This window comes from Micromonospora sp. DSM 43699 (assembly GCF_055517075.1).
On the sequence record NZ_JBTMMT010000031.1, the window covers coordinates 12,139 to 33,802 of the forward strand.

Annotated in this window: 20 protein-coding genes; 12 read left to right on the forward strand and 8 right to left on the reverse strand. The window is 71.9% G+C overall.

The window, feature by feature from the left end; translation table 11 throughout:
- Positions 1-20: 20 nt before the first annotated feature.
- The 3 genes from AC0AIB_RS16935 to AC0AIB_RS16945 all read left to right on the forward strand — a co-directional run bounded on the left by AC0AIB_RS16935 (position 21) and on the right by AC0AIB_RS16945 (position 2,702).
- Positions 21-719: an HAD family hydrolase gene (locus AC0AIB_RS16935; RefSeq protein WP_328345158.1), complete on the forward strand. Its 699-nt coding sequence runs from the start codon at positions 21-23 to the stop codon at positions 717-719.
- 27 nt (positions 720-746) lie between these two features.
- The gene (locus AC0AIB_RS16940; RefSeq protein WP_328345160.1) at positions 747-1,541 is read left to right on the forward strand and encodes a DUF4184 family protein; all 795 of its coding nucleotides are present in this window, start codon (positions 747-749) and stop codon (positions 1,539-1,541) included.
- Between the two features lie 468 nt (positions 1,542-2,009).
- Positions 2,010-2,702 (forward strand): L,D-transpeptidase family protein, encoded by a 693-nt coding sequence (locus tag AC0AIB_RS16945; RefSeq protein WP_465097030.1) that lies wholly within the window; start codon positions 2,010-2,012, stop codon positions 2,700-2,702.
- A gap of 10 nt (positions 2,703-2,712) precedes the next feature.
- Here AC0AIB_RS16945 and AC0AIB_RS16950 read toward each other — a convergent pair whose 3' ends face one another.
- The 4 genes from AC0AIB_RS16950 to AC0AIB_RS16965 form a co-directional block, all read right to left on the reverse strand.
- The gene (locus AC0AIB_RS16950; protein WP_328345164.1) at positions 2,713-2,988 is read right to left on the reverse strand and encodes a hypothetical protein; all 276 of its coding nucleotides are present in this window, start codon (positions 2,986-2,988) and stop codon (positions 2,713-2,715) included.
- A gap of 47 nt (positions 2,989-3,035) precedes the next feature.
- Positions 3,036-3,467 (reverse strand): RusA family crossover junction endodeoxyribonuclease, encoded by a 432-nt coding sequence (locus AC0AIB_RS16955; protein ID WP_328348737.1) that lies wholly within the window; start codon positions 3,465-3,467, stop codon positions 3,036-3,038.
- 848 nt (positions 3,468-4,315) lie between these two features.
- The gene (locus AC0AIB_RS16960) at positions 4,316-4,498 is read right to left on the reverse strand and encodes a DUF397 domain-containing protein (RefSeq protein ID WP_328348738.1); all 183 of its coding nucleotides are present in this window, start codon (positions 4,496-4,498) and stop codon (positions 4,316-4,318) included.
- Complete coding sequence (locus tag AC0AIB_RS16965; protein ID WP_465097048.1) at positions 4,495-5,292, reverse strand: helix-turn-helix domain-containing protein; 798 nt, start codon at positions 5,290-5,292, stop codon at positions 4,495-4,497. The genes AC0AIB_RS16960 and AC0AIB_RS16965 overlap by 4 nt, the downstream gene beginning before the upstream one ends.
- Before the next feature lie 311 nt (positions 5,293-5,603).
- On the opposite strand from AC0AIB_RS16965, the gene AC0AIB_RS16970 reads away from it, so the two are divergent.
- The 5 genes from AC0AIB_RS16970 to AC0AIB_RS16990 all read left to right on the forward strand — a co-directional run bounded on the left by AC0AIB_RS16970 (position 5,604) and on the right by AC0AIB_RS16990 (position 10,509).
- Complete coding sequence (locus AC0AIB_RS16970) at positions 5,604-5,858, forward strand: flavin reductase (RefSeq protein ID WP_328348739.1); 255 nt, start codon at positions 5,604-5,606, stop codon at positions 5,856-5,858.
- Positions 5,859-6,274: 416 nt separating this feature from the next.
- Positions 6,275-7,564, forward strand: coding sequence for an ABC transporter substrate-binding protein (locus AC0AIB_RS16975; protein ID WP_465097031.1), 1,290 nt, complete (start codon positions 6,275-6,277; stop codon positions 7,562-7,564).
- Positions 7,561-8,460, forward strand: a complete 900-nt coding sequence (locus tag AC0AIB_RS16980) for a carbohydrate ABC transporter permease (RefSeq protein WP_067308257.1) — start codon at positions 7,561-7,563, stop codon at positions 8,458-8,460. Before AC0AIB_RS16975 ends, AC0AIB_RS16980 begins: the two co-directional genes overlap by 4 nt.
- A 1-nt stretch (position 8,461) precedes the next feature.
- Positions 8,462-9,295, forward strand: coding sequence for a carbohydrate ABC transporter permease (locus AC0AIB_RS16985; protein ID WP_208569783.1), 834 nt, complete (start codon positions 8,462-8,464; stop codon positions 9,293-9,295).
- Positions 9,296-9,303: 8 nt separating this feature from the next.
- On the forward strand, positions 9,304-10,509 hold the full coding sequence (locus AC0AIB_RS16990) for an ABC transporter ATP-binding protein (RefSeq protein WP_328345173.1): 1,206 nt from the start codon (positions 9,304-9,306) through the stop codon (positions 10,507-10,509).
- A 144-nt stretch (positions 10,510-10,653) separates the two neighbouring features.
- On the opposite strand, the gene AC0AIB_RS16995 is transcribed toward AC0AIB_RS16990, so the two are convergent.
- The 3 genes from AC0AIB_RS16995 to AC0AIB_RS17005 all read right to left on the reverse strand — a co-directional run bounded on the left by AC0AIB_RS16995 (position 10,654) and on the right by AC0AIB_RS17005 (position 14,141).
- Positions 10,654-12,003 carry a ricin-type beta-trefoil lectin domain protein gene (locus AC0AIB_RS16995; protein WP_465097032.1) on the reverse strand — a complete coding sequence of 450 codons (1,350 nt, stop codon included), beginning with the start codon at positions 12,001-12,003 and terminating at the stop codon, positions 10,654-10,656.
- A 263-nt stretch (positions 12,004-12,266) separates the two neighbouring features.
- Complete coding sequence (locus AC0AIB_RS17000; protein WP_328348740.1) at positions 12,267-13,334, reverse strand: winged helix DNA-binding domain-containing protein; 1,068 nt, start codon at positions 13,332-13,334, stop codon at positions 12,267-12,269.
- Between the two features lie 315 nt (positions 13,335-13,649).
- Positions 13,650-14,141, reverse strand: a complete 492-nt coding sequence (locus AC0AIB_RS17005; protein WP_465097033.1) for an N-acetyltransferase family protein — start codon at positions 14,139-14,141, stop codon at positions 13,650-13,652.
- A gap of 86 nt (positions 14,142-14,227) precedes the next feature.
- On the opposite strand from AC0AIB_RS17005, the gene wrbA reads away from it, so the two are divergent.
- Positions 14,228-14,845, forward strand: coding sequence for an NAD(P)H:quinone oxidoreductase (gene wrbA, locus AC0AIB_RS17010; RefSeq protein WP_465097034.1), 618 nt, complete (start codon positions 14,228-14,230; stop codon positions 14,843-14,845).
- Positions 14,846-14,969: 124 nt separating this feature from the next.
- Here the strand turns inward: wrbA and AC0AIB_RS17015 are convergent, their stop codons facing one another.
- A complete protein-coding gene (locus tag AC0AIB_RS17015; RefSeq protein ID WP_465097035.1) occupies positions 14,970-16,889 on the reverse strand; it encodes a chorismate-binding protein in 1,920 nt (639 codons plus the stop codon).
- Between the two features lie 231 nt (positions 16,890-17,120).
- Between AC0AIB_RS17015 and AC0AIB_RS17020 the strand changes: the two genes are divergently transcribed.
- The 3 genes from AC0AIB_RS17020 (at position 17,121) to AC0AIB_RS17030 (ending at position 21,592) form a co-directional block, all read left to right on the forward strand.
- Entirely contained in the window at positions 17,121-18,548 is a 1,428-nt protein-coding gene (locus AC0AIB_RS17020) for an FGGY family carbohydrate kinase (RefSeq protein WP_328345181.1), read from the forward strand.
- 69 nt (positions 18,549-18,617) lie between these two features.
- On the forward strand, positions 18,618-21,173 hold the full coding sequence (locus AC0AIB_RS17025; RefSeq protein ID WP_465097036.1) for a sensor histidine kinase: 2,556 nt from the start codon (positions 18,618-18,620) through the stop codon (positions 21,171-21,173).
- Positions 21,173-21,592 carry a roadblock/LC7 domain-containing protein gene (locus AC0AIB_RS17030; RefSeq protein ID WP_244253239.1) on the forward strand — a complete coding sequence of 140 codons (420 nt, stop codon included), beginning with the start codon at positions 21,173-21,175 and terminating at the stop codon, positions 21,590-21,592. Before AC0AIB_RS17025 ends, AC0AIB_RS17030 begins: the two co-directional genes overlap by 1 nt.
- Positions 21,593-21,664: the final 72 nt, after the last annotated feature.

Sequence of the window (21,664 nt, forward strand, 5' to 3'; positions counted from 1 at the left end):
CCCTTCGGGAGGGAACCGGGATGCGTACGGGTGGGACCGCGAAGACGTTGGTCTTCGACGCCGACGACACGCTGTGGGAGAACAACGTCCTGTTCGAGCGGGTGATCGACGACTTCCTGGACTGGCTCGACCACCCGACCCTCGACCGGGTCCAGATCCGTGGGGTGCTCGACGACATCGAGCGGGCCAACGCGGTGGCGCACGGCTACGGCAGCAAGGTCTTCCTGCGTAGCCTCGGCGAATGCCTCGTCCGGCTGCGCGAGCGGCCGGTCACCGCGCGGGAGCGGCAGGAGATCGACGGGTTGGCCACCGCACTGGTCAACCACCAGGTCGAGCTGATGCCCGGGGTCGCCGACACCCTCGACGCCCTGGCCACCCGCTACGACCTGCTGCTGCTGACCAAGGGGGACCAGGAGGAGCAGCAGCGCAAGCTGGACGCCTGCGGCCTGCTGCACCACTTCACCGCGGCGCACGTCGTGGCGGAGAAGAACACCGAGACCTACCGGTGGCTGGCCCGGGAACACGGGTTCGCCCCGGCCGACGCCTGGATGATCGGCAACTCCCCGAAGTCGGACATCCTGCCGGCGCGGGCGGCCGGCATGCGGGCGGTGTTCATCCCCAACGAGAACACCTGGGTCCTGGAGGACGACGACCTCGACCCGGCCGATGCCGGGGTGGTCCGGCTGGCGGCTTTCCCGGACCTGCTTGCCCACTTCTGAGGGTGTCGGGGCGGTAACGTACGGTGCGTGCCGCTGACTTTCCCCTCCCACCTGGCTCCGGTGCTGCCGTTGAAGTTGTGGCGACCGCACTGGTTCGACGGGGTGGCGCTCTGCACCGGGGCTGTGGCGCCCGACGTCGCTTACCTGGTCAGTGGCACCCGGTTCGAGATGGGCGCGCGGGTACACACCCTGGGTGGTGCGCTGTGGTGGGGCCTGCCGGTGGCGCTGGCCTACGCCTGGTTGGTCCGCCGGGTGGTGGCCGGGGTCGCGGTGCACCTGCCCGGCGGTCGGCTCTTCGGCTGGCCCGGGTATGCGGCGCTCGGCGGCGTCCGGCACCCCTGGCAGGTCACCGTCTGTTCGGCGCTGATCGGCGTGGTGAGCCACGTCGTCCTGGACCGGGTGACCCACAGCGCGTGGTGGGCGTACGCCCTGGGGGTGGACCCCGGCACGGTCAGGGTCGCCGGTCTGGACTGGCCGCTGCTGGCCAATCTGACCAGCAGCCTGGCCTGCGGGGCGCTGGTGTGCGTGTTGGCGGTCCGGGCCGCCCGTCGCGGGCAGCTCTTCCCCGACGTGCCGGCAGCCGCGCCACCGGACCGTCCGGGGGTGTTCCGGGCGGTGGCCCTGGCGGTCGTCGCGCTCGGGATGCCGGTGCTGCCGGTGCTGCCCGCCGCCACCGCACCCGCCCCCTACGGCGTGCGACTGCTGCACCTGATGGCGCTGGGGACGATCCTCGGTGCCTGGGCGGCGGGACGTCGTTCCGCCGGGCCCGCGGTCGTGCCGACGACCACCCGCCTCGACGAGAAGCAGCGTCAGCCCGGCTGACCGTGTCACGCCGAGATGCCGCAATTCCACCCCTGCGGGAATCACCTCCACGGCACCGCCGAGCTGCTTGCCCGGCCACCCGACGGGTGCCTAACCTGGGCCGGCGTTCCGGACCATTCGGGGTGGTCGGGAACGCACCGAAGTCCGGCGCCGGGGCACAGTGGAGCTGAGTGCAGGCGGCCTGGTCCGCGTGTCGGGCCGACGTGGGCGGCCTGCCCCGCCCATCGTGCCCGCACCGGCGAGCACCGTTGCCGGGCCGGACGGCCGGCGGTCAGGGACGGGGAGTTGCGGACCCGGCCCTGACCCGCCGGCACCGCCCGCCGGTGCTGACCCGCCGGCACCGCCCCGAGCTGCCGGCGTCGGTCGTCGGGCACCGCCCCGAGCTGCGGGCGTCAGCCGTCGGGGCGCGACGTCGATCCGTCGGCCTTGGGGAGCCGGGGAGTCGTCAGTGATGCGATCATGTCAGCGATGGAGACGACACCTGCCGGGGCGGCATCGGCGACGGGCCGTGGGCGGCCGGTCCCGCCGCCCAACCGGGCCTCCCGGCTGACCACCCTGCCCGCCGCGACCCGTCAGGTCGTCATCGTCACCGGTGCCGGCTACTCCACCACCTACGCCACCCTGGAGACGTTCCACCAGGCAGGCGGGCACTGGGTGCCGGTGTCGGCTCCGCTGCCCGCCCGGGTGGGCGCGAAGGGCTTCAGCGACAACCACGCCGAGGGGGTGTCGACCACCCCCACCGGGGTCTACTCGTTCGGCCCCACCATGTACGGCATCGCCGTCGATCCCGGCGTGCGCTTCCCCTACCACCGGGTGGTCGCCGACGACTGGTGGAACGAGAACCCGAACTCGGCCGCCTACAACACCTTCCAGCACAGCACCACCAACCCGGGCGGGTACAGCGAGGCGCTCTGGCGGGAGGTGCCCGCGTACACCCACTTCGCGGTGATTACCTACAACATGCCGCCGAACGTGCCCAGGCCGGTGCCGAACGCCGGCAGCGGGATCTTCCTGCACGAGTTCGGCACCGCGACCGGGGGCCCGACCGCCGGCTGTGTCAGCCTGTCGCACGCCGACCTGGTGGCCGTACTGCGCTGGCTGGATCCGAAGCACTCACCGCGCATCGTGATCTGCCCGGCGCAGAACCTCGGCCGGTACTGAGCTGGCGGGGTCAGGAGACCTCGTCGCGGACGATGGCCACCGCCACCCGGCAGAACTCGTCCATGTCGGGCCGGAAGCCGGCGGCGATGTCCGGGTGCAGCCCGGACCGGGTCTCCTCGAGCAGCCGCTGACAGACCTGCTCGACCGGTTCGCCCGCGTAGCTGGCCCGCACCCGGTCGGTGGCCGCCTGGAGAGCCGAGGTGAGCTGGTCCTCCAGTGGGCCGCGCAGCTTCTGCTGCACCGGGTCGAGCCCTCTCGGGTCGAGCGTGACATGTGGCTCCGACATCGGCGCTCCCTTCGTCGGCGTCCGCGGTACCCCACCGCGGACGTCGGTCAAACCACGGTTGGCGCGGCGGCCACCCGGACCTGGTACGAGAAGTCCTCCGCCGGCTTCTCCAGATACGACAGCCGGCGGATCTGCCGGTCGTCGGTGTAGAGGGCGACGTCGACCAGGACCCCGAGATGGGCCAGCCCGATGTTCGCCACCCGCTTCTTGTCCTGGAGCACCGCGCACACCCCGCCGAGCAGGGTGCTGGCGTCGGACGTGCGGTGCCCGGGTGGGCAGCGCAGGATCAGGTCGACCTCGATCGGCCCGGCCAACGGCGTCCAGCCGGTCTGCTGGGCCGCGGCGCAGGCCGCTTCGAGCAGGGCGCGTACCCTCGTCGCCTGCCGATGGCCGGCGGCGAAGATGGACAGCGCCTCGGTCTTGACCGGTGGCAGGCCGCTCACCTCGAACGTCAGGGCGAGAGCGCGGGTGTCCTGCACCACGGAGCACCTCCTCGTTGAGGATGATCCTGCCCAAGCGGTGGGCGCGCAGCGGTGAGTTCGCCGGAGAACCCACCGAACGGGCAGGCTGATGTCGGCCGGAGGCGTATCGACTACGACGGCGACGCGCCGGCTGTGGAGTGAGTGCATCAACGCTAGTGCAAGAGGCACACGCTGGGTAGCCCGTCGCGCCCGCCGACCGGACAGTCATGGTCAGCCGACGGACCCCACGGTGCCCGCCGGGGCGCGGGGCGTCGGGCGGTGATGGGGTTCGGGCGGTGATGGGGTGCGGGCGGTGATGGGGTGCGGTGATGGGGTGCGGGCGGTGGAGCCTCAAGATCAGATTGCCATTCGATGTACTTTCCCCGGCGTGTCGTCTCCATTTCGGCAATCCGATCATGGGGCGGGGCTTTGCATACCGACGACGTGGGGCATGGGGCGGTCAGCCAAGGCCGCAGCGGCAGGTCGACGGTCATCTGCGGGGTGGGCACCCCGACCAGCAGTCGCGTCGGGCGTGCGACTCCGGGTCGAGACGTACGTGCGGGCGACACCTGCCGGCGGCACGCTGACGGCCGAGGCGATTGACGCCCCGATCGCCTCCGTGTCGCTGTCCCGAGATTGCGCTCTTGCTGAGCGCCGCCGCTGCCGAGTAGAGCCTCGTTGATCATCGACGACCGTCGTCCTGCGCGACGGGCCGGAGCGGGGGTGAGAGGCGGCCGGGGCCGGCCAGGCTCCCCGGCTGCGCGGTGGAACCTGGTCGGGCCGCTCGGACTTGGGTCTTGCGGTGGAGGCTGGTCGGGCCGGCCAGGCTCCCCGGCTGCGCGGTGGAGCCTGGCCGGTGAGCCGCGTCAGTGCTGCTTGGCGTAGCCGACGAACGCGGTCCAGGCCGTACGGTCGAAGTGGAGGGTGCCGCCCTCGCGGTCCTTGGTGTCGCGCACCAGCACCCGGCCGGGCAGGTTGTCGGCGACCTCGACGCAGGCTCCGCCGTTGCCGCCGGACCTGGTCGACTTCCGCCACTGCGGGGTCATCATGTCCATGACTTCGCCACTTCCTTGATCAGCTCGATTGACTGCCGGCGGGGGAGCGCCTCGTTCCGCACGATCTCCCACGTCCTGGCCAGCGTAGCGACATCGGTTGGCGCATCGACGATCTGTGCGGTGAGCTGGTTGTCCGCATAGGTCACCCGTTCGCCGTCGGGCATCTCGGCGATGATGAACTGCCCGGCCAGCCCCAGGTACATGCCGGCATCGGTCGGCACGATGTGCACCTGGATGTGCTCCTCGGCGGTCAACCGGGCCAGGTGCTCACACTGCTCGATCATCAGCCCCGGCTGGTCGAGCACCGGCCGGCGGAGCACCGCCTCGTCGATCACGCAGATGAGCTGCGGTGGGCGCTCGCGCCGCAGGATCGCCTGCCGTTCGAGCCGGGACGCCACGATCCGGTCCACGTCCTCCGGGGCGAACCGGCCGCCGGCCAGCGTCGCGCGGGCGTACCGCTCGGTCTGCAACAGGCCCGGCACGTACGCCAGCTCGAACCAGCGCAGGGTGGTCGCCTCCCGCTCGAACTCGATCCACTCCCGGAGCCAGGCGGGCTCGGCGTCGAGCCGGCCCAACCGCTCCAGCATCCGCAGGAAACGCCCACCGGTCTGGTGGTGGCCGTCGACCGCCTTCATGAACTCCTTGGTGGGTGCCCGGCCACCGGTCTCCACCGAGCTGACGTGCGACCCCGAGTAGCCGATGCCCTTGCCGAAGTCGTCCTGGCTGAGCGCGAGCGCCGCCCGGAACAGGCGTAACTCCTCCAACACATAGTCGGTAGCTGTCCCCATCACACCCCCAGTCTCTGCCCACCGTGGACCGGCGGGTCTGTCGTGGTCGCTCACCCGCCCTGCTGAGCTGCGCAGATGACGTGAGCGTGTATCGACAGTAGTGGTCCGATCAGCAGACTGTCACCCGTGGCGGGCCCGCTGGCAGCCGGGGAGGGCGGCAGCGGGCCTGCCGGGGCCGCTCCCGATCCCCCGTGCGGGAGCGGCCCCTTCCAGTCCCCAGATCGGTGTGGTGACGCGGATGGTCGGCCCCGGGTCGAGACGACCGGGGTCGACCCCGCCGAACGCGCCCATGATTCGAGGAGGTGGCGGTGATGGTGGTCCGACCGCCTGTCCCGCACGTCGCGATGCGCCCGCTGTGGCGGTGCCGCAACTGTGGCCGGGAGTGGCCCTGCCAGCCGGCCAAGCTCGCCCTGCTCACCGAGTACCGCAAGGACCGCACCGGGCTGCTCGTCTACCTCGGCACCCTGATGTACGAGGCGACGAACCAGCTCAGCCAACTGCACCCGGAACACCCACCGGCCCGGATGACCGAACGCTTCCTGTCCTGGGCGAGAGCCCGCGCCTGAACCGGGCACCCGGCCTGAACCGGGTGCGCCCGCCCCTGAACGGGTGCGTGTCAGCCTGAACGGTGCGCATCGGCCTTGACGGTGCGCGTCAGTCTCAACGGTGCGTGTCGGCCTGAATGGTGCGCGTCGGCCTGACGGTGTGCGTCGGCCCGCAGAGTGTGTGCCGAGGTTGAACCGTGCGGCCGGCCCGATTGGGCACGAGGTGGGACACCCGGCCGCGCCACCTCCGGTGCGGGCCGACCGATCGGTCCGGACTCTGGTTACCGGCAGGTTTCGCGACTTCACAGGTCGGGCAGTGTAGGCGCACGGAACGGCCGGGCGGGCGCGTTTCCGCACTTCACCGGCCCGGTACCGGCTCGCCGTGCACCGGGGCGCGGGTGACTTCCCCGGTATTCGCCGAAGAGAGGGGGAGGGCGATGACGGACCCCGGAACGGCCCGGCACCGGCGTCGGCCGGCGCTCCGGGCCGGGGCGGCGGCAGCCGCGCTGGCGCTGGTCGCGCCGCTGGCCGCATGCGGCGCTGACGACGGCGACGGAGGTACGCCCACGATCAACCTGTACTACCCACCCGAGCAGAACCTGCAGAAGGTGGTCGACGACTGCAACACCCGGGCCGAGGGCCGCTACCAGATCACCTACCGGGTGCTGCCCAGGCAGGCCGACGACCAGCGGGTGCAGTTGGTCCGCCGGTTGGCCGCCGAGGACACCGGGATGGACGTGCTCGGCCTCGACGTCACCTGGACCCAGGAGTTCGCCAGCGCGAAGTGGATCCGGGAGTGGACCGGTCAGGACAGGAGCGAGGTCGAGCAGGGCACCCTGGCGGGCCCGCTGGACACCGCCCGGTACGAGGACAAGCTCTACGGGGCGCCGAAGAACACCAACGTGCAGCTGCTCTGGTACCGCAGTGACCTGGTCCCGGAGGCTCCGAAGAGCTGGGACGACATGATCACCGTCGCCAAGGACCTCAAGGGGCAGGGCAAGCCCCACCAGGTGCTCACCATGGGCGCGCAGTACGAGGGCCTGGTGGTGCTCTACAACACCCTCGCCGAGAGCGCCGGCGGCAAGATCCTCAGCGACGACGGCAAGAAGGCGGTGATGGACGCCGGCACCGTCAAGGCCCTCGACCAGCTCCAACGGTTTGCCACGTCGGGCGTGACGTCGCCGTCGTTCAGCAACTCCACCGAGGATCCGGTCCGGTTGGACTTCCAGTCCGGTAAGGGTGCCTTCCAGGTCAACTGGCCGTTCGTCTACCCGGCGTTGCAGGAGGCGGACCCGGAGCTGGCCAAGAAGGTCAAGTGGGCCCGGGTGCCCGGCGTCGACGCGAACACCCCCAGCAAGGTCACCATCGGCGGGGTCAACATGGCGGTCAGCGCCTACTCCAAGCACCCGACGGAGTCGTTCGAGGCGGCGAAGTGCCTCCGGGACGCCAGGAACCAGAAGTTCTCCGCGATCAACGACGGGGTGCCACCGACCATCGAGGCGGTCTACGACGACCCGGAGATGGCCGAGGCGTACCCGATGAAGGAGACCATCCTGGAGGAGTTGAAGGAGCCGGCGGTCCGGCCGCTGACCCCCGCGTACCAGAGCATCTCCACGGTGATGTCGGCGATCCTGTCGCCGCCGTCGGCGATCCGGCCGGAGCAGACGGCCAAGGAACTACGCGAGGCGATCTCCGACGCGCTCCAGTCCAAGGGGGTCCTGCCGTGAGCCGGCGTGCCCCGTTGAGCGAGAACAAGAAGGCCGAACGGAAGCTCGGCTGGCTGCTCTGCGCCCCGGCCGCGCTGGTCATGGTGCTGGTCACCGCGTACCCGATCATCTATTCGGTCTGGCTGTCGTTGCAGCGCTTCGACCTGCGCTTCCCCGACCAGCGCGAGTTCATCGGGCTGGAGAACTACGTCACCGTGCTCAGCAACGAGTTCTGGTGGACCGCGTTCGGGGTGACCATGCTGATCACGGTGGTCACCGTCGCCGTCGAGCTGGTGCTCGGTATGGGGTTGGCCCTGGTCATGCACCGCACCCTGGTCGGCCGGGGGATCGTCCGGACCGCCGCGCTGATCCCGTACGGCATCGTCACGGTGGTCGCCGCGTTCTCCTGGCGGTACGCCTGGACGCCCGGCACCGGTTACCTGGCCAACCTCTTCGACGGCAGCGCCCCGCTGACCGAGCGGGCCAGCTCGCTGGCGATCATCATGCTGGCGGAGATCTGGAAGACCACCCCGTTCATGGCCCTGCTGCTGATGGCCGGGCTGGCGCTGGTCCCGGAGGACCTGCTCAAAGCGGCCTCCACCGACGGGGCGACGGCGTGGCAGCGGTTCACCAAGGTGATGCTGCCGGTGATGAAGCCGGCGATCCTGGTCGCCCTGCTGTTCCGCACCCTGGACGCGTTCCGGGTCTTCGACAACATCTTCGTGCTCACCAACGGCGGCAACGAGACCTCGTCGGTGTCGATGCTCGCCTACAACAACCTGATCCGGGGGCTCAACCTCGGCATCGGCTCCACGATGTCCGTGCTGATCTTCATCACGGTGGCGATCATCGCGTTCGTCTTCGTGAAGCTGTTCGGCACCGCTGCCCCGGGCAGCGACGACGGGGAGAGGCGCTGACATGGCCGACACCACCACCCGGGCGAAGCTGCGCTGGGGCCTGATCGACGTCATAGTGGTCGTCTTCGCCCTGGTTCCGGTGCTCTGGATCGCCTCCCTGTCGTTCAAGACCCCGGCCACCCTGACCGACGGCAAGTTCTGGCCGAGGGAGTGGACGCTCGACAACTACAGGAGCATCTTCGACACCGACCAGTTCGTCCGGGCCCTGGTCAACTCGATCGGCATCGCCCTGATCGCCACGCTCATCGCGGTGGTGCTCGGCGCGATGGCCGCGTACGCGATCAGCCGGCTGGACTTCCCCGGCAAGCGCCTGCTGGTCGGGGTGTCCCTGCTGATCGCGATGTTCCCGCAGGTGTCGCTGGTGTCGCCGCTGTTCGAGATCGAGCGGCAGTTGGGCCTCTTCGACACCTGGCCGGGGCTGATCCTGCCGTACATCACCTTCGCGCTGCCGCTGGCGATCTACACGCTGTCGGCGTTCTTCAAGCAGATCCCCTGGGACCTGGAGAAGGCGGCGAAGATGGACGGCGCGACCCAGGCGCAGGCGTTCCGGCGGGTCATCGCCCCGCTGGCCGCCCCGGGCCTGTTCACCACGGCGATCCTGGTCTTCATCTTCTGCTGGAACGACTTCCTGTTCGCCATCACGCTCACCTCGACCGAGCGGGCCCGTACGGTGCCGGTGGCGCTGTCGTTCTTCACCGGCGAGTCGCAGTTCGAGGACCCCACCGGGGCGATCTGCGCCGCCGCCGTGGTGATCACCATTCCGATCATCCTGTTCGTGCTCTTCTTCCAGCGCCGCATCGTCTCCGGTCTGACCTCCGGCGCAGTCAAGGGATAGGTGACAAAATGGCTGACATCGTGCTGGACAAGGTGAGCAAGAGCTTCCCCGACGGCACCGTCGCGGTGCAGGACGTCGACCTGGAGATCGCCGACGGTGAGTTCGTCATCCTGGTCGGCCCGTCGGGGTGCGGGAAGTCCACCACCCTCAACATGATCGCCGGGCTGGAGGACATCAGCTCCGGTGAGCTGCGCATCGGCGGGCAGCGGGTCAACGACAAGGCGCCCCGGGACCGGGACATCGCGATGGTGTTCCAGTCCTACGCGCTCTACCCGAACATGACCGTGCGGGAGAACATGGCCTTCCCGCTGCGGCTGGCCAAACTCGACAAGGAGACCATCGACTCCAAGGTCGAGGAGGCGGCGAAGGTCCTGGAGCTGACCGCGCTGCTGGACCGCAAGCCGGCCAACCTCTCCGGTGGGCAGCGCCAGCGGGTGGCGATGGGCCGGGCGATCGTCCGGCAGCCCAAGGCGTTCCTGATGGACGAGCCGCTGTCCAACCTGGATGCGAAGCTGCGGGTGCAGATGCGCACGGTGGTGTCCCGGTTGCAGAAGAAGCTCGGCACCACGACCGTCTACGTGACCCACGACCAGACCGAGGCGATGACCCTGGGCGACCGCGTGGTGATCATGCGGGGCGGCGCGATCCAGCAGGTCGGCCCGCCCCAGGAGCTGTACGACCACCCCCGCAACCTCTTCGTGGCAGGGTTCATCGGCTCCCCGTCGATGAACTTCCTGCACGCCGCCGTGGAGGACGGGAAGCTGCGTACCGCCCTGGGTGACGTGCCGATCGGCGAGCGGATCCGCCGCGAGCTGGAGGGTGCCGACGCGCCCCGGGAGCTGATCCTCGGCATCCGCCCGGAGCACTTCGAGGACGCCGAACTGATCGACGACGAGGCGCGGGCCCGGGGGATGGAGTTCACCGCGCCGGCCGACATCGTCGAGTCGATGGGCTCCGACAAGTACGTCTACTTCACCGTGGAGGGGCAGCGGGCCAGCGCCGCCGAGTTGGAGGAGTTGGCCGCCGACGCCGGTGCCGACTTCAGCGGGGGCGGGGGCAACCTGGTGACCCGGTTGTCGGCCGAGTCGCCGGTGCAGGAGGGGGAGGACCGGCGGGTCTGGTTCAACCTGGAGAAGATCCACCTGTTCGACCCGTCGTCCGGGCGGAACCTCACCCTGCACGAGGGCCGGTCAGCCGGCACGCTCGGCGACTGATCCGCCGGGTGCGCGGTCGACCGGGGCGGTGACGACCCGCCCGCCGGGGGCCGGTGCGACACGGTCCGGCGGGGTGGCGGCCGGAGGATACGACCGCCACCCCGCGTCGGCATCGTGCCATGGTGGTACGGGGTTGTCGGACCGTCAGCTACGGGTGGCCCATTGCTGGTTACCGCCTCCGTTGCACGCCCACAGGTTGAGTTGCGTCCCGTTGGCGGTGCCGGCGCCGACGGCGTCCAGGCAGAGTCCCGACTGGGCGGAGGTGATGGTCCCGTTGCTGTTGCGGTTCCACTGCTGGTTCGCGCCGCCGTTGCAGTCCCAGATCTGGACGACGGTGCCGTTGCTGGTGCCCGACCCGCTGGCGTCCAGGCACTTGTTGCCGTAGACGGTCAGGGTGCGGTTGGCGGTATGGGTCCAGCGCTGGTTGCTGTTGCCGTGGCAGTCCCACAGCTGCAACCGGGCGCCGTTGCTCGTGCTGGAGTTGGCGACGTCGATGCAACGGCCCGACTGGCCACCCGCGATCATCACGTTCGCCTCGCCGGCCGGCGGCGTGGTCGGCGGCGTGGTGGTCGGCGGCGTGGTGGTCGGCGGGGTCGATCCGAACTGGGTGAAGAACCGCCACACCTCAGGCTTGACCCAGCTTCGCGCGCCGCTCTCACAGCCGGCACAACCGTCCACCGGACCCTGCTGGTGGCCCCCATCGAACGGGGCCCAGACCACCGGGTAGCCGGCCCGGCACGAGTAGGTGGTGATGATGTGGGTCAGGCTGCCCCGCGCGGGCTCGGGAGCGTTCTGCGCCGCGCAACCGTTGTTCCTGAGCCACCTGTCACGTAGTGACCGGCCGTTCTGGATGTTGTCGCTGATGCCGTGAATGCCCAGGTACGCCACGGGTTGGGTCCCGCCACTGCAGCCACTGATCGTTCCGGGGGCGGCGATGGCCGCGACCGCACGGAACACCGTCGGCCGGGAACACGCCAACGAGTAGCTCATCGCGCCGCCGTAGCTGAACCCGACCGAGAAGCGTTGCGTCGTGTCGACGCAGAGCGCGTTGTCGATCATGCGGATCATGTCGTCGGTGAAGGTGACGTCCTCACCGTTGGTGTTGGCCCAGCCGTTGTTGATGCCCTGTGGGGCGACGAAGATCGTGGTGTTGTTCGACTGCGACAGCATGCCGTAGTAGGCCCAGGGGTAGCCGTCGGTTCCGCCCGAGGCGACGGCACTGGCGGTGCCGCCCAGCCAGTGGAACCCGAAGGCCAGCCTGTGTGGGTAGGTGTTGTTGTAGCTGTCGGGGAGCCGGAGGATGAAGCTGCGGCTCTTGCCGCCGCTCTGGATGGTGTGGGTGCCGCTGTTCAGCCCCGGGGCCTTGCCGCAGCCGGCAGTGGTGGCCGCCGCGGCCGGTGGCGCGTTCGTGATGACGTTCGCGCCGACGGCGACCAGGACCAGGGCGGCCAGGATCGTCCCGATTAGTGGGGCCGAGCGTTTGCGAGGTGGCACGGGTCGTCTCCTTACGGGGAGGCCGTCATCCGGTTCGGGGGTGTGACGCCAGAGCACTACCTGAGCCACCCGACCGGACGCGAAGGCGTCACCGAAGCATCGACGTCAGCATGGGACGGGCGGTCGAAGCGGCGGGCGCAGACGTCGACCGGTCCGGTGTCATCTCGACCCTCCGGACGGGACGCGGAATCAGTGCATATATCGATGCTCATATTGGTATGACGTACGACGTCTGTCAAGTCTCTGCCGCTGCGGGAGGCGGGCTACCAGGAGAGGTGCAGCGGCAGGGCGAGGAAGCGGGCGTAGCCTTCCAACGCCGCCTCGACCCGCTGCCTGGTCGACGGGTCCAGCGTGACCAGCGGCTGCACCGTCACGGTGACCCTGGTCCGGGCGAGGCGGCGCTTCCAGGTGCCGATCACCCGGCCGCCGCGTACCACGGTGGACTGGAAGACCCCGTTGCCGCCGGGGACCACCGCCGACATGTGTGCCGGGTCGACCATCAGGGTCCGGTCCTTGAAGCCCAGCAGGTATTCGTCGAAGCCGGGCAGTACGTGCACGTCGTCCACCGGCAGGCGGGGCGCGTCGAGCAACGTCGGGTCGAGATACGACTCCACCCCGTCGACCTGCACCCGGGCCAACTGTCCGGCGTCGGTGGCGACCGCGACGGCGCGTTTCGCGTCGGTGGCGGTCAGCCCCGTCCAGCCGGTGAAGTCCTGCCGGGTCGTCGGCCCGTGACTGCGGAAGTACCGGCGGGCCAGGATGCCCAGCGCCTCGTCCCGCGCGGGCCGGTGCGGGTCGGGGGCCCACTCGTCGAGCAGCGCGAAGGTCTGCTCGGTGCCCACGTGCGGGGTGATGCAGGTGACGCCCCGCTGGCTGGCGTACCAGAGCAGGTGGTAGCCGCGCTGACCGGTGACGTCGACGCCGGCGGCGGTGAGCGCGGCCAGGCACTGGGCGCGGGTCAGCCGGCCGCCGCCGGCCAGCGCCGCGCCGAGCACGTCGGCGGCCCGGTCGGCCTCGGCCTCGGTCAGCCCGATCACGGCCCGGCGGGCCGGTGCCCCGGCCAGTGCCCGTACGCCGGTCAACTCCAGCATCCAGCGGGCGTCCCGGCAGGGCACCAGGTGCACGGTGCCGCGCATCGGCCAGGTGCGCAGCGCCTCGCGCCGCTCGAGGGCGGCCCGCACGTCGGCCTCGGTGCGGCCGGGCAGCCGCAGCCCCAGCGACCACAGGCCGCTCGCCGCGTCCTGGGCCTGCATGGCCCCGAACCACTCCACCACCCCGGCGACGTCCGCCGGGCGGCCGGTCGGATGTTCCCGCAGGGCCAGCGCGGTCATCCGCAACGTCAGCGCCTCGCCACCGGTCAGCTCCACCACGCGGTCAGCATAGGAGCGTCCCCCGACACCAGCGGTCACGCCGGGCCCGAACCGGTGGTCACGGCCGTGGTGAGGCACCCCTGATCGCGCTACGCCGGTTGCCGAACCGGCGGAGCGCGATCCCCCGTGCAGGTCCCCCCGGCTACCGATGGTGGTCTCCACCCCCGGCATCCGTGCCCCCCAGGATCGCGTTCCGGCCCCGGGCGTGGGAGCGTTCCCGGGCGGAACTTGCGGAAATCTTGAGCTGCGGCCGAAACTCCCGGGACCGGCGGCCGGTCAGTCGAGCGGGCGGTGCATCACCAGCAGGTCGACCAGGCCGAGGTCGGGATGGCGGAAACCCTCCGGCACCCGGCCGACCACCGCGAATCCCAACGACTCCCACAGCGCCACCGCCCGGGTGTTGCTGGCCACCACCGCGTTGAACTGCATCGCCAGGTAGCCGTCGCCCCGGGCCAGCTCCAGCACGTACACCCCGAGGGCCCGGCCGACACCGCGACCCGCCGCCGTCGGCGCGACCATGAAGCTGGCGTTCGCCACGTGGTCACCCGGCCCGTCCTGGTTGGCGACCAGCTTCGCCGTCCCCAGGACCGTCCCGTCGGCGTCGACCGCGACGACGGTACGACCCGGCGGGGCGACCAGCCACCGTCGGCGGGCGTCGTCCTCGCCGACGTCGCGGGGCCAGGTGTACGTCTGCCCGGCGGCGACGATCTCCCGCAGGAAGGGCCAGATGGCCGGCCAGTCCTCGGCGGTGGCGGCGCGCAACTGCATGTCCGGATCATGCCATGGCGAAACGTTTGACCCGGCGACCGGCGGGTAGTCGCCGGAGCTGACCCGAACCGAGGAGGACACAGACGATGGACGGCCAGGTCAAGGTTGCGGTCATCTACTACAGCGCGACAGGCGTCACCTACCAGATGGCGCAGGCGGCCTGCGAGGCCGCCGGTGAGGCGGGGGCCGAGGTGCGCCTGCGCAAGGTGCGGGAGTTGGCGCCCGACGAGGCGATCCGCTCCAACGCGGGTTGGCAGGCGCACCGGTTGGAAACCCAGGACGTGATGGAAGCGGAGATCGACGACCTGGCCTGGGCCGACGTGGTGATCTTCGGCTCCCCCACCCGGTACGGCATGATCGCCGCCCAGCTCAAGCAGTTCATCGACACCACCGGCCCGCTCTGGGCCAACGGCGCGCTGGCCGACAAGGTCTACAGCGGCTTCACCTCCACCGCGACCTCGCACGGGGGCCAGGAGTCGACCCTGCTGTCGCTGTTCACGATCTTCTACCACTGGGGTGGTGTGGTGGTCACCCCTGGTTACACCGACCCGAGCCAGTTCGTCGCCGGCAACCCGTACGGCGCCTCGCACACCAGCAACAACGGCGAGGTCGCCCCGGATCATGTGGCGCTCGCGGCCACCGCGCTGACCGCGAAGCGGGCGGTCCGCATCGGTGGTGCCGTCAAGCGTGGCCTCACCGGCTGAGCCCTGCCGGAGCCCCCGGCCGGGCCGCACCACCCCACCCGCCACCGGACCGGGCCGGGTCGGACGGGTGCCGGTGGACCGGGCGGGGGCTCTCGACCCGTGCGGTCCACCGGTCAGCGCTGCGCTACCCGTGTTCGGCGTCGCCGTGTGCCGTCAGGGCCGGTCGGGCCAGCAGCTGCCCCGACAACTCGGCCAGGACCGCGAGCCCGTCCCGGCTGAGCACCGACTCCGGGTGGAACTGCACCCCGGCGAAGGTCGCCCCGCGTAGCGCGTGCACCGACCCGTCCCGCGGGTCCCGGGCCAGCTCCACCGGCCCGTACGGCGAACCGGTCCGGTCGGTGGCCGACCGGGCGGTGAACGTCGAGTAGAAGCCCACCAGACGCGGCACCCCGAACATCGACACCTGCCGTTGCAGCCCCTGGTAGGGCGCTGCGCGACGGTGCAGCGTCAACCCCAACAGCCCGCTGAGCAGCTGATGCCCCAGGCACACCGCCAGGGTGGGAAGGTCCGCGTCGAGCCGCCCGGCCAGCAGCCCGCGCAGGGCGGCCATCTTCGGGTCGTCGACCGCTCCCGGGTCACCCGGCCCGGGGCCGACCACCACCAGGTCGTACCCCCCGTCGTCGCCGGGGGTGTGCCACGGCCGGACGTCCACCGTCAGGCCCAGCGCGCGCAACTGGTGGGCGAGCATCCCGGTGAAGGTGTCCTCGCCGTCGACCACCAGCGCCCGCCGGCCGACCGCCCCGGGCAGCGTCGTGGCGCCGGGGGCCCGCTGGTCGAGCCAGAACCGGGCCAGCGGGGCGTTGCGGGCGGCGAGCACCGCCCGTACCTCCGGATCGTCGGCCAACCGCACCGGCGGGTACGGGCCGACGGCCGCCGCCTGCGGCCCGAGCCCCAGCGCGGCGAGCACCCCGGCGGCCTTGGCATGCGTCTCGGCGACCTCGCCGGCGGCGGTGGAGTGCCGGACCAGGGTCGCCCCGACCGGCACCCGCAACTGCCCGGCGGGGGAGATCTCGGCGGTCCGGATCAGGATCGGCGCGTCCAACGTCTGCCGGCCCTCGGCGTCGCGGCCCAGCAGCGCCAACACCCCGGAGTAGTAGCGCCGGCCGGTACGTTCGTGCCGGGCGATCACCCGGCAGGCGTTCTGCATCGGGCTGCCGGTCACCGTCGGGGCGAACATCGTCTCCCGCAGCACCTCCCGGACGTCCCGGGTGCCCCGGCCGGCCAGCAGGTACTCGGTGTGCGCCAGGTGCGCCATCTCCTTGAGGTACGGCCCGACCACCTGGCCGCCGTGCTCGGCGACGCCGGCCATCATCTTCAGCTCCTCGTCGAGGACCATGTACAGCTCCTCGACCTCCTTCGGATCGCGCAGGAACCGCAACAACCCGTCCCGGTCGGCGGCCGTCCCGGTGTGTCGGAAGGTGCCGCTGATCGGGTTCATCATGACCAACCCGTCGTCGACGCTGACGTGCCGTTCCGGGCTCGCGCCGACCAGGGTCCGGGTGCCGGTGTGCACCAGGAACGTCCAGTACGCGCCCCGCTCGTCGCGCAGCAGCCGGCCCAGCGCCGCCAGCGCGGCACCCAACGGGGCACCCTGCACGGTGGCGTGCAGGGTGCGGTGGATGACGAAGTTCGCCCCCTCGCCCCGGCCGATCTCCTCGGCCAGCACCCGTTCGACGATTCGGGCGTACTCGTCGTCGTCGACGTCGAAGGCCGCGCCGTCGGTGACCACCGGCCCGGCCGGCAGGGCGGCGAGCAGGTCGGCCAGCGGCAGTTCGACGTGCCCGGTGACGGTCAGGTACTCCAGCGGGACGCCGTCGTCCACGCACTCGAAACCCCGCTCGGCGATCTGCCGGTACGGCACCAGCGCCAGCGTCCGGGGGCCGGGACCACCCTCGGGCAGCGGCAGGTCGGCGAGCCGGTCGGCGACGCCCACCGGGCCGGTGAACAGGTCGACGTGGTCGACGCCCTCGCGGCGGACCAGGGCGAACGGGCCGGGGTCCACGCCGTCGGCGACGGCGGCGAGCAGGTCGTGTGGGCGGTTCATCGGGTTCTCCTCCGGGGTCGGGACGCCTCGTCGTCGGGCGGCCCCGGTGCCGGGGAGAGAACCGTCGGCCGCCTCGTCGGGCGGCCGCGTGAGATAGCTACGCGCGGGGGGTGGCCGCCGGGTCGGCGGGCCACCAGCAGGTCAGGTGCGCGGGCATACCCACACCCTAGGCGGCGCATGGGCGGCGCGGAAGGGCGTTCCCACCCGGAACGCCGGGTACCGTGACCCGCGATGAACATTCTCGCTCTCGACCTGGGCACCTCCTCGGTACGCGGACTGGTGCTCGACGCCGACGCCGATCCGCTGCCGGGAGCGCTGGCCCGCCGCAAGGTGCACCTGACCGTCGCCGAGGACGGGGCCGGCACCCTGGACGCCGCCGGTTACCTCGCCGGTCTGACCGAGTGCCTGGACGAGTTGGCCGCCGGCGGGCACCTGCGCGACGTCCGGCTGGTCGCGACCTGCGCGCAGTGGCACTCGGTGGTGCCCCTCGACCGCGCCGGCGACCCGCTCGGCCCGGTACTGACCTGGTTGGACACCCGGCCCACGCCCCCGCCCGGGGCGCGGGGCCCGGCCGACCCCGAGGACTTCCACTGTCGTACCGGGGCATGGTGGCACCGCTGCTACTGGTCGGTGCGGCTGCCCTGGCTGCGGGACCGGACGGCCGGGGCGACCCGGTTCGCCGGCCTGGTCGAGTACGTCCTCGGCCAACTGCTCGACAGCGCGCCCATGTCGGTGTCGATGGCCTCCGGCACCGGCCTGCTCGACCTGCGTCGGCTGGACTGGGACGCCGAGGCCGTCGCGTTGGCCGGGGCCCGGCCGGGCGACCTTCCCGCACTGGCCCCGATGGACTGGCACGGCCGGTTGAGGGCCGAGCACGCCCGGCGGTGGCCGCAGCTCGCCGGGGCGGACTGGGCCGCCCCGGTCGGCGACGGGGCCGCCTCCAACGTCGGCTCCGGCTGTGTCGACCCCCGCCGGGCCGCTGTCACGGTCGGCACGTCGGCCGCGGTACGGCTGGTCCAGCGGGTGCCGGCCGGAACGGCGCTACCACCCCTGCCCGACCGGTTGTGGCGCTACCGGGTGGACCACGAGTACGTGGTGACCGGCGCGGCGTACTCGTCCGGGGGGAACCTGTTCGCCTGGGCCGAACGGGAACTGCGCCTGCCCGAGGGGGCCGACCTGGAGGCGGCCCTGGCCCGGGTGGCACCGGACGGGGTGCTCGCGGCGAACCCGCGACTGGGCGGGGACCGGCCCCCCGGTCTGGCCCCGGCCGGCTCCGGTGCGGTGCGTGGGCTCAGCTTCTCCAGCACCGGGGTGGACATTCTCGCCGGTCTGATGACCGGGCTGTGCCGGATGGTCGCCGACGACCTGGCCGTGCTGGAGTCCGGTGTCGACTCCCCGGTCGAGGTGGTGCTCGGCGGGGGAGCGGTGACCGCCTCCGCGTGGTGGCGTGCCGCGTTCGCCGCCGCGCTCGCGCCGCGACCGGTCCGGCACCGGGCCGAGCGGGAGATCGGGGCCACTGGCGCCGCGCTTGTCGCCCTGGGCCGGGTGCCCGACGCGGCCCGGCTCGCCGGCACCGGCCGTACGGAGGAGGACCCGTCACCGACCTCGGCCGTGGAGCCCGGTACGTCCGCCCGATCGGATGCCCCGTCGACCCGTTGACACAGCTCCCGGGCCTGGTTGGATGGACCGGGCTCCCCGTCGTGGGGACGGGGACCGAGGAGGCGAGTCGTGGACGCAGGTCCCGATCCGACACCGAGCGCGGCGTTGACGCCGGGCCGGAACCGGTTCGACGAGCGGGTCGTGCCGCACCGACGGCGCTCGCCGTTGCGGTTGCGGGACTGGCGGATGCGGACCAAGCTCGCCACAGTCCTGGTCATCCCGTCGGTGGCCTTCCTGGTGCTGGCCGGGGTGCAGGCCGCCGGGCTGGTCGGGCGGACCAGCGCGCTCAACGACTTCGCCCGGCAGGTAGGCATCGGGCAGCAGATCACCACGGCGGTGGACCGGCTCCAACAGGAACGGGACCGGACGGCCGGTGAGCTGGCCGTACTGCGTCAGGCGGGGAACGCCGCCGACCGGGACGCGGCGCTGCTCGCCCTCCGCCCGCTGCACTCCGCGACCGACACGGCCTTCGGCGAGCTGCGTGCGGCGGCCGGGCCGCTGGCCGACTCCGACGCCGCCTGGCAGGTCGCCTACGCCGAGGCGCTGGAGGCGTACGAACAGGTGGTCTACATCCGGGCGGCGGTGCCGCCGGCGGTGTTGAGCAGCGACACCATCCTCGGCAACTACCACCGGGCGGTGGAGGCGCTGCTCGGCCTGCTCGCCGAACCCGACCCGGGACCGGACCGGCCGGAGCTGACCGACGCGGTGCTGCGGTACGTGCAGCTGGCCCGGGTCAAGGAGTTGTCGTCGCGGATCCGGAGCCAGCTGTACGCCGCCGCCCGGGCCGGCCGTTACGGCCTGGAGGACCAGGTGAACCTCACCGACCTGCGGGCCCAGCAGTTGGCCGCGTTGGGTGCGTTCCGGGTCGCCGCGACCACCGCCCAGATCCAGGCCTACGACCGGACCTCCCGCGACCGGGCGTTCGTCGACGCCACCCGGCTGGAGGAGAAGAGCATCACCACCGGCGGCACCGCCCTGCCCGCGGTGCTGCCCGCGAACCAGTGGTGGACGGCCAGCGAGCAGCGGCAGGAACTGCTGCGCCAGTTGGAGACCCGGGTGCTCGACGACGCGTTGGTCCGGGCCGACGAGGTCAGCGGCGCACAGCTGCGCACCACCCTGCTGGTGCTGGGCGGCATCGTGGTGGTGCTCGCCCTGGCGGTGCTGCTGGCCGCGCTGGTCGGCCGGTCGATCGCGAACTCCATGCAGCGGCTGCGTGACCAGGCCCTGCGGATCGCCCAGATCGAGCTTCCCAACGCCCTGGACCGGCTGCGTGCCGTCGACGGCGGGGTGCCGAAGATCGACGTGCCGCCCGCCGTGGTCCGGTCACTCGACGAGATCGGCGAGTTGGCCGAGGCGTTCGTGGCGGTGCACCGCAGCGCGGTCAGCGTGGCGGTGGAGCAGGCGGAGACCCGCCGTACCGTCAACGCGATGTTCGTCAACCTGGCCCGACGCAGTCAGGTGCTCGTGGAGCGGCAGCTGGAGCTGTTGGACGACCTGGAGCGGGAGGAGGCCGATCCGGACCAGTTGGAGAGTCTGTTCAAGCTGGACCACCTGGCCGCCCGGATGCGTCGTAACGACGAGAGCCTGCTGGTGCTGGCCGGCACCGATTCCACCCGGCGGTGGAACCGGCCGGTGCGGCTGGGTTCGGTGCTGCTCGCCGCCAGTGCGGAGATCGAGCAGTACCAGCGGGTCCGGCACGAGTCGGTGGCCGACCTGTACGTGGTCGGGCACGCCGTCGGCGAACTGGTGCACCTGCTGGCGGAGCTGCTGGAGAACGCCACCGCCTTCTCCCGGCCGGACACCCTGGTCCGGGTGACCGCGCGGGCCGAGGGCGGCGGTGCGGTGGTGGAGATCGCCGACGCCGGCCTCGGCATGAGTCCCACCGCGTTGACACAGGCCAACACCGTGCTGGCGGCCCCACCGGTGGCGGACGTGGCGGCCGTCGAACGGATGGGCCACTTCGTGGTCAGCCACCTGGCCGCCCGGCACGGCGTCGGGGTGCGGCTGGCCGCCGCCGGGCAGGGGCTGGTGGCCCGGATCGCGCTGCCGGGCACCCTGCTCGCCCCGGCGCCCGCCGTGGAGCTGGACGCGCCGGCCGGGCAGCGGGCCCTCACCACCTTCGCCCCGGTCAACGCGGCGCTGCGCCCCGTCGAGGCGTCGCGTCAGCCCGGTCCGGTCCGCCCGGCCGACCTGCCGGTGGCCGGCCGTCCCCCGCAGCAGTGGCCGGGGGTGCCGGACCAGCGGCCCGGGGCGCCGGCCGCACTGCCGGTACGCGCCGCGGACGTGCCGGCGCCGGCCGACGGGGGTGGTGGTTGGTGGTCCCGGGAGGGGCCGGCACCGTCCTCACCGGTGTCGCTGGGGGAGAGCACGCCGGCACCGCCGGTCGTCCCGGTGACCGGTGGCACCAACGAGCGGGGCCTGCCGGTACGGGTGCCGATGGCCCAGCTCAGCTCGGTGACCGAGCCGGCCCGGCCGGCGGCGGCGCGGGTCCGCGAGGACCCGGATCCGGAGGCGGTGGGCGGGATGCTGTCCCGGCTCTACAGCGGCGTCCGCCGGGCCGAGGCCGAGGAGACCACCGAGTTAATCTTGCCGCCGGGTGTGCGCAGCGAAGGAGGACGACAGTGATGACACTGAGCCAGGAGGCGCGGGACCTGAACTGGCTGGTCAACGCGTTCGCGGAGCGGGTGCCCGGGGTGGCCCACGCGGTGGTCGTCTCCTCGGACGGGTTGCTGGTGGCGATCTCGGCGCAGTTGCCCCGGGACCACGCGGACAAGCTGGCCGCGGTCACCTCGGGGCTGATGAGCATCACCGCCGGCGCGGCCCAGATGTTCGACGGGGACATCGTCAAGCAGACGGTGGTCGAGATGGGCCGGGGTTACTTCCTGGTCATGCAGATCCGGGACGGCTCGATCCTGGCCACCCTGGCCGGCGCGGACGCGGACATCGGCGTGGTGGGTTACGAGATGGCCCGGCTGGCCAAGCAGGCCGGTGAGATGCTGACCCCGGCGTTGCGGGCGGAACTCCAACAGGCCCTGCCCCGCTGACCGGCCCCGGGTCGGGACGGTTCCGGGGTGCCGGGGCGGACTCCACCCGGGCTCCCGGGCGGGGTGCCGGGC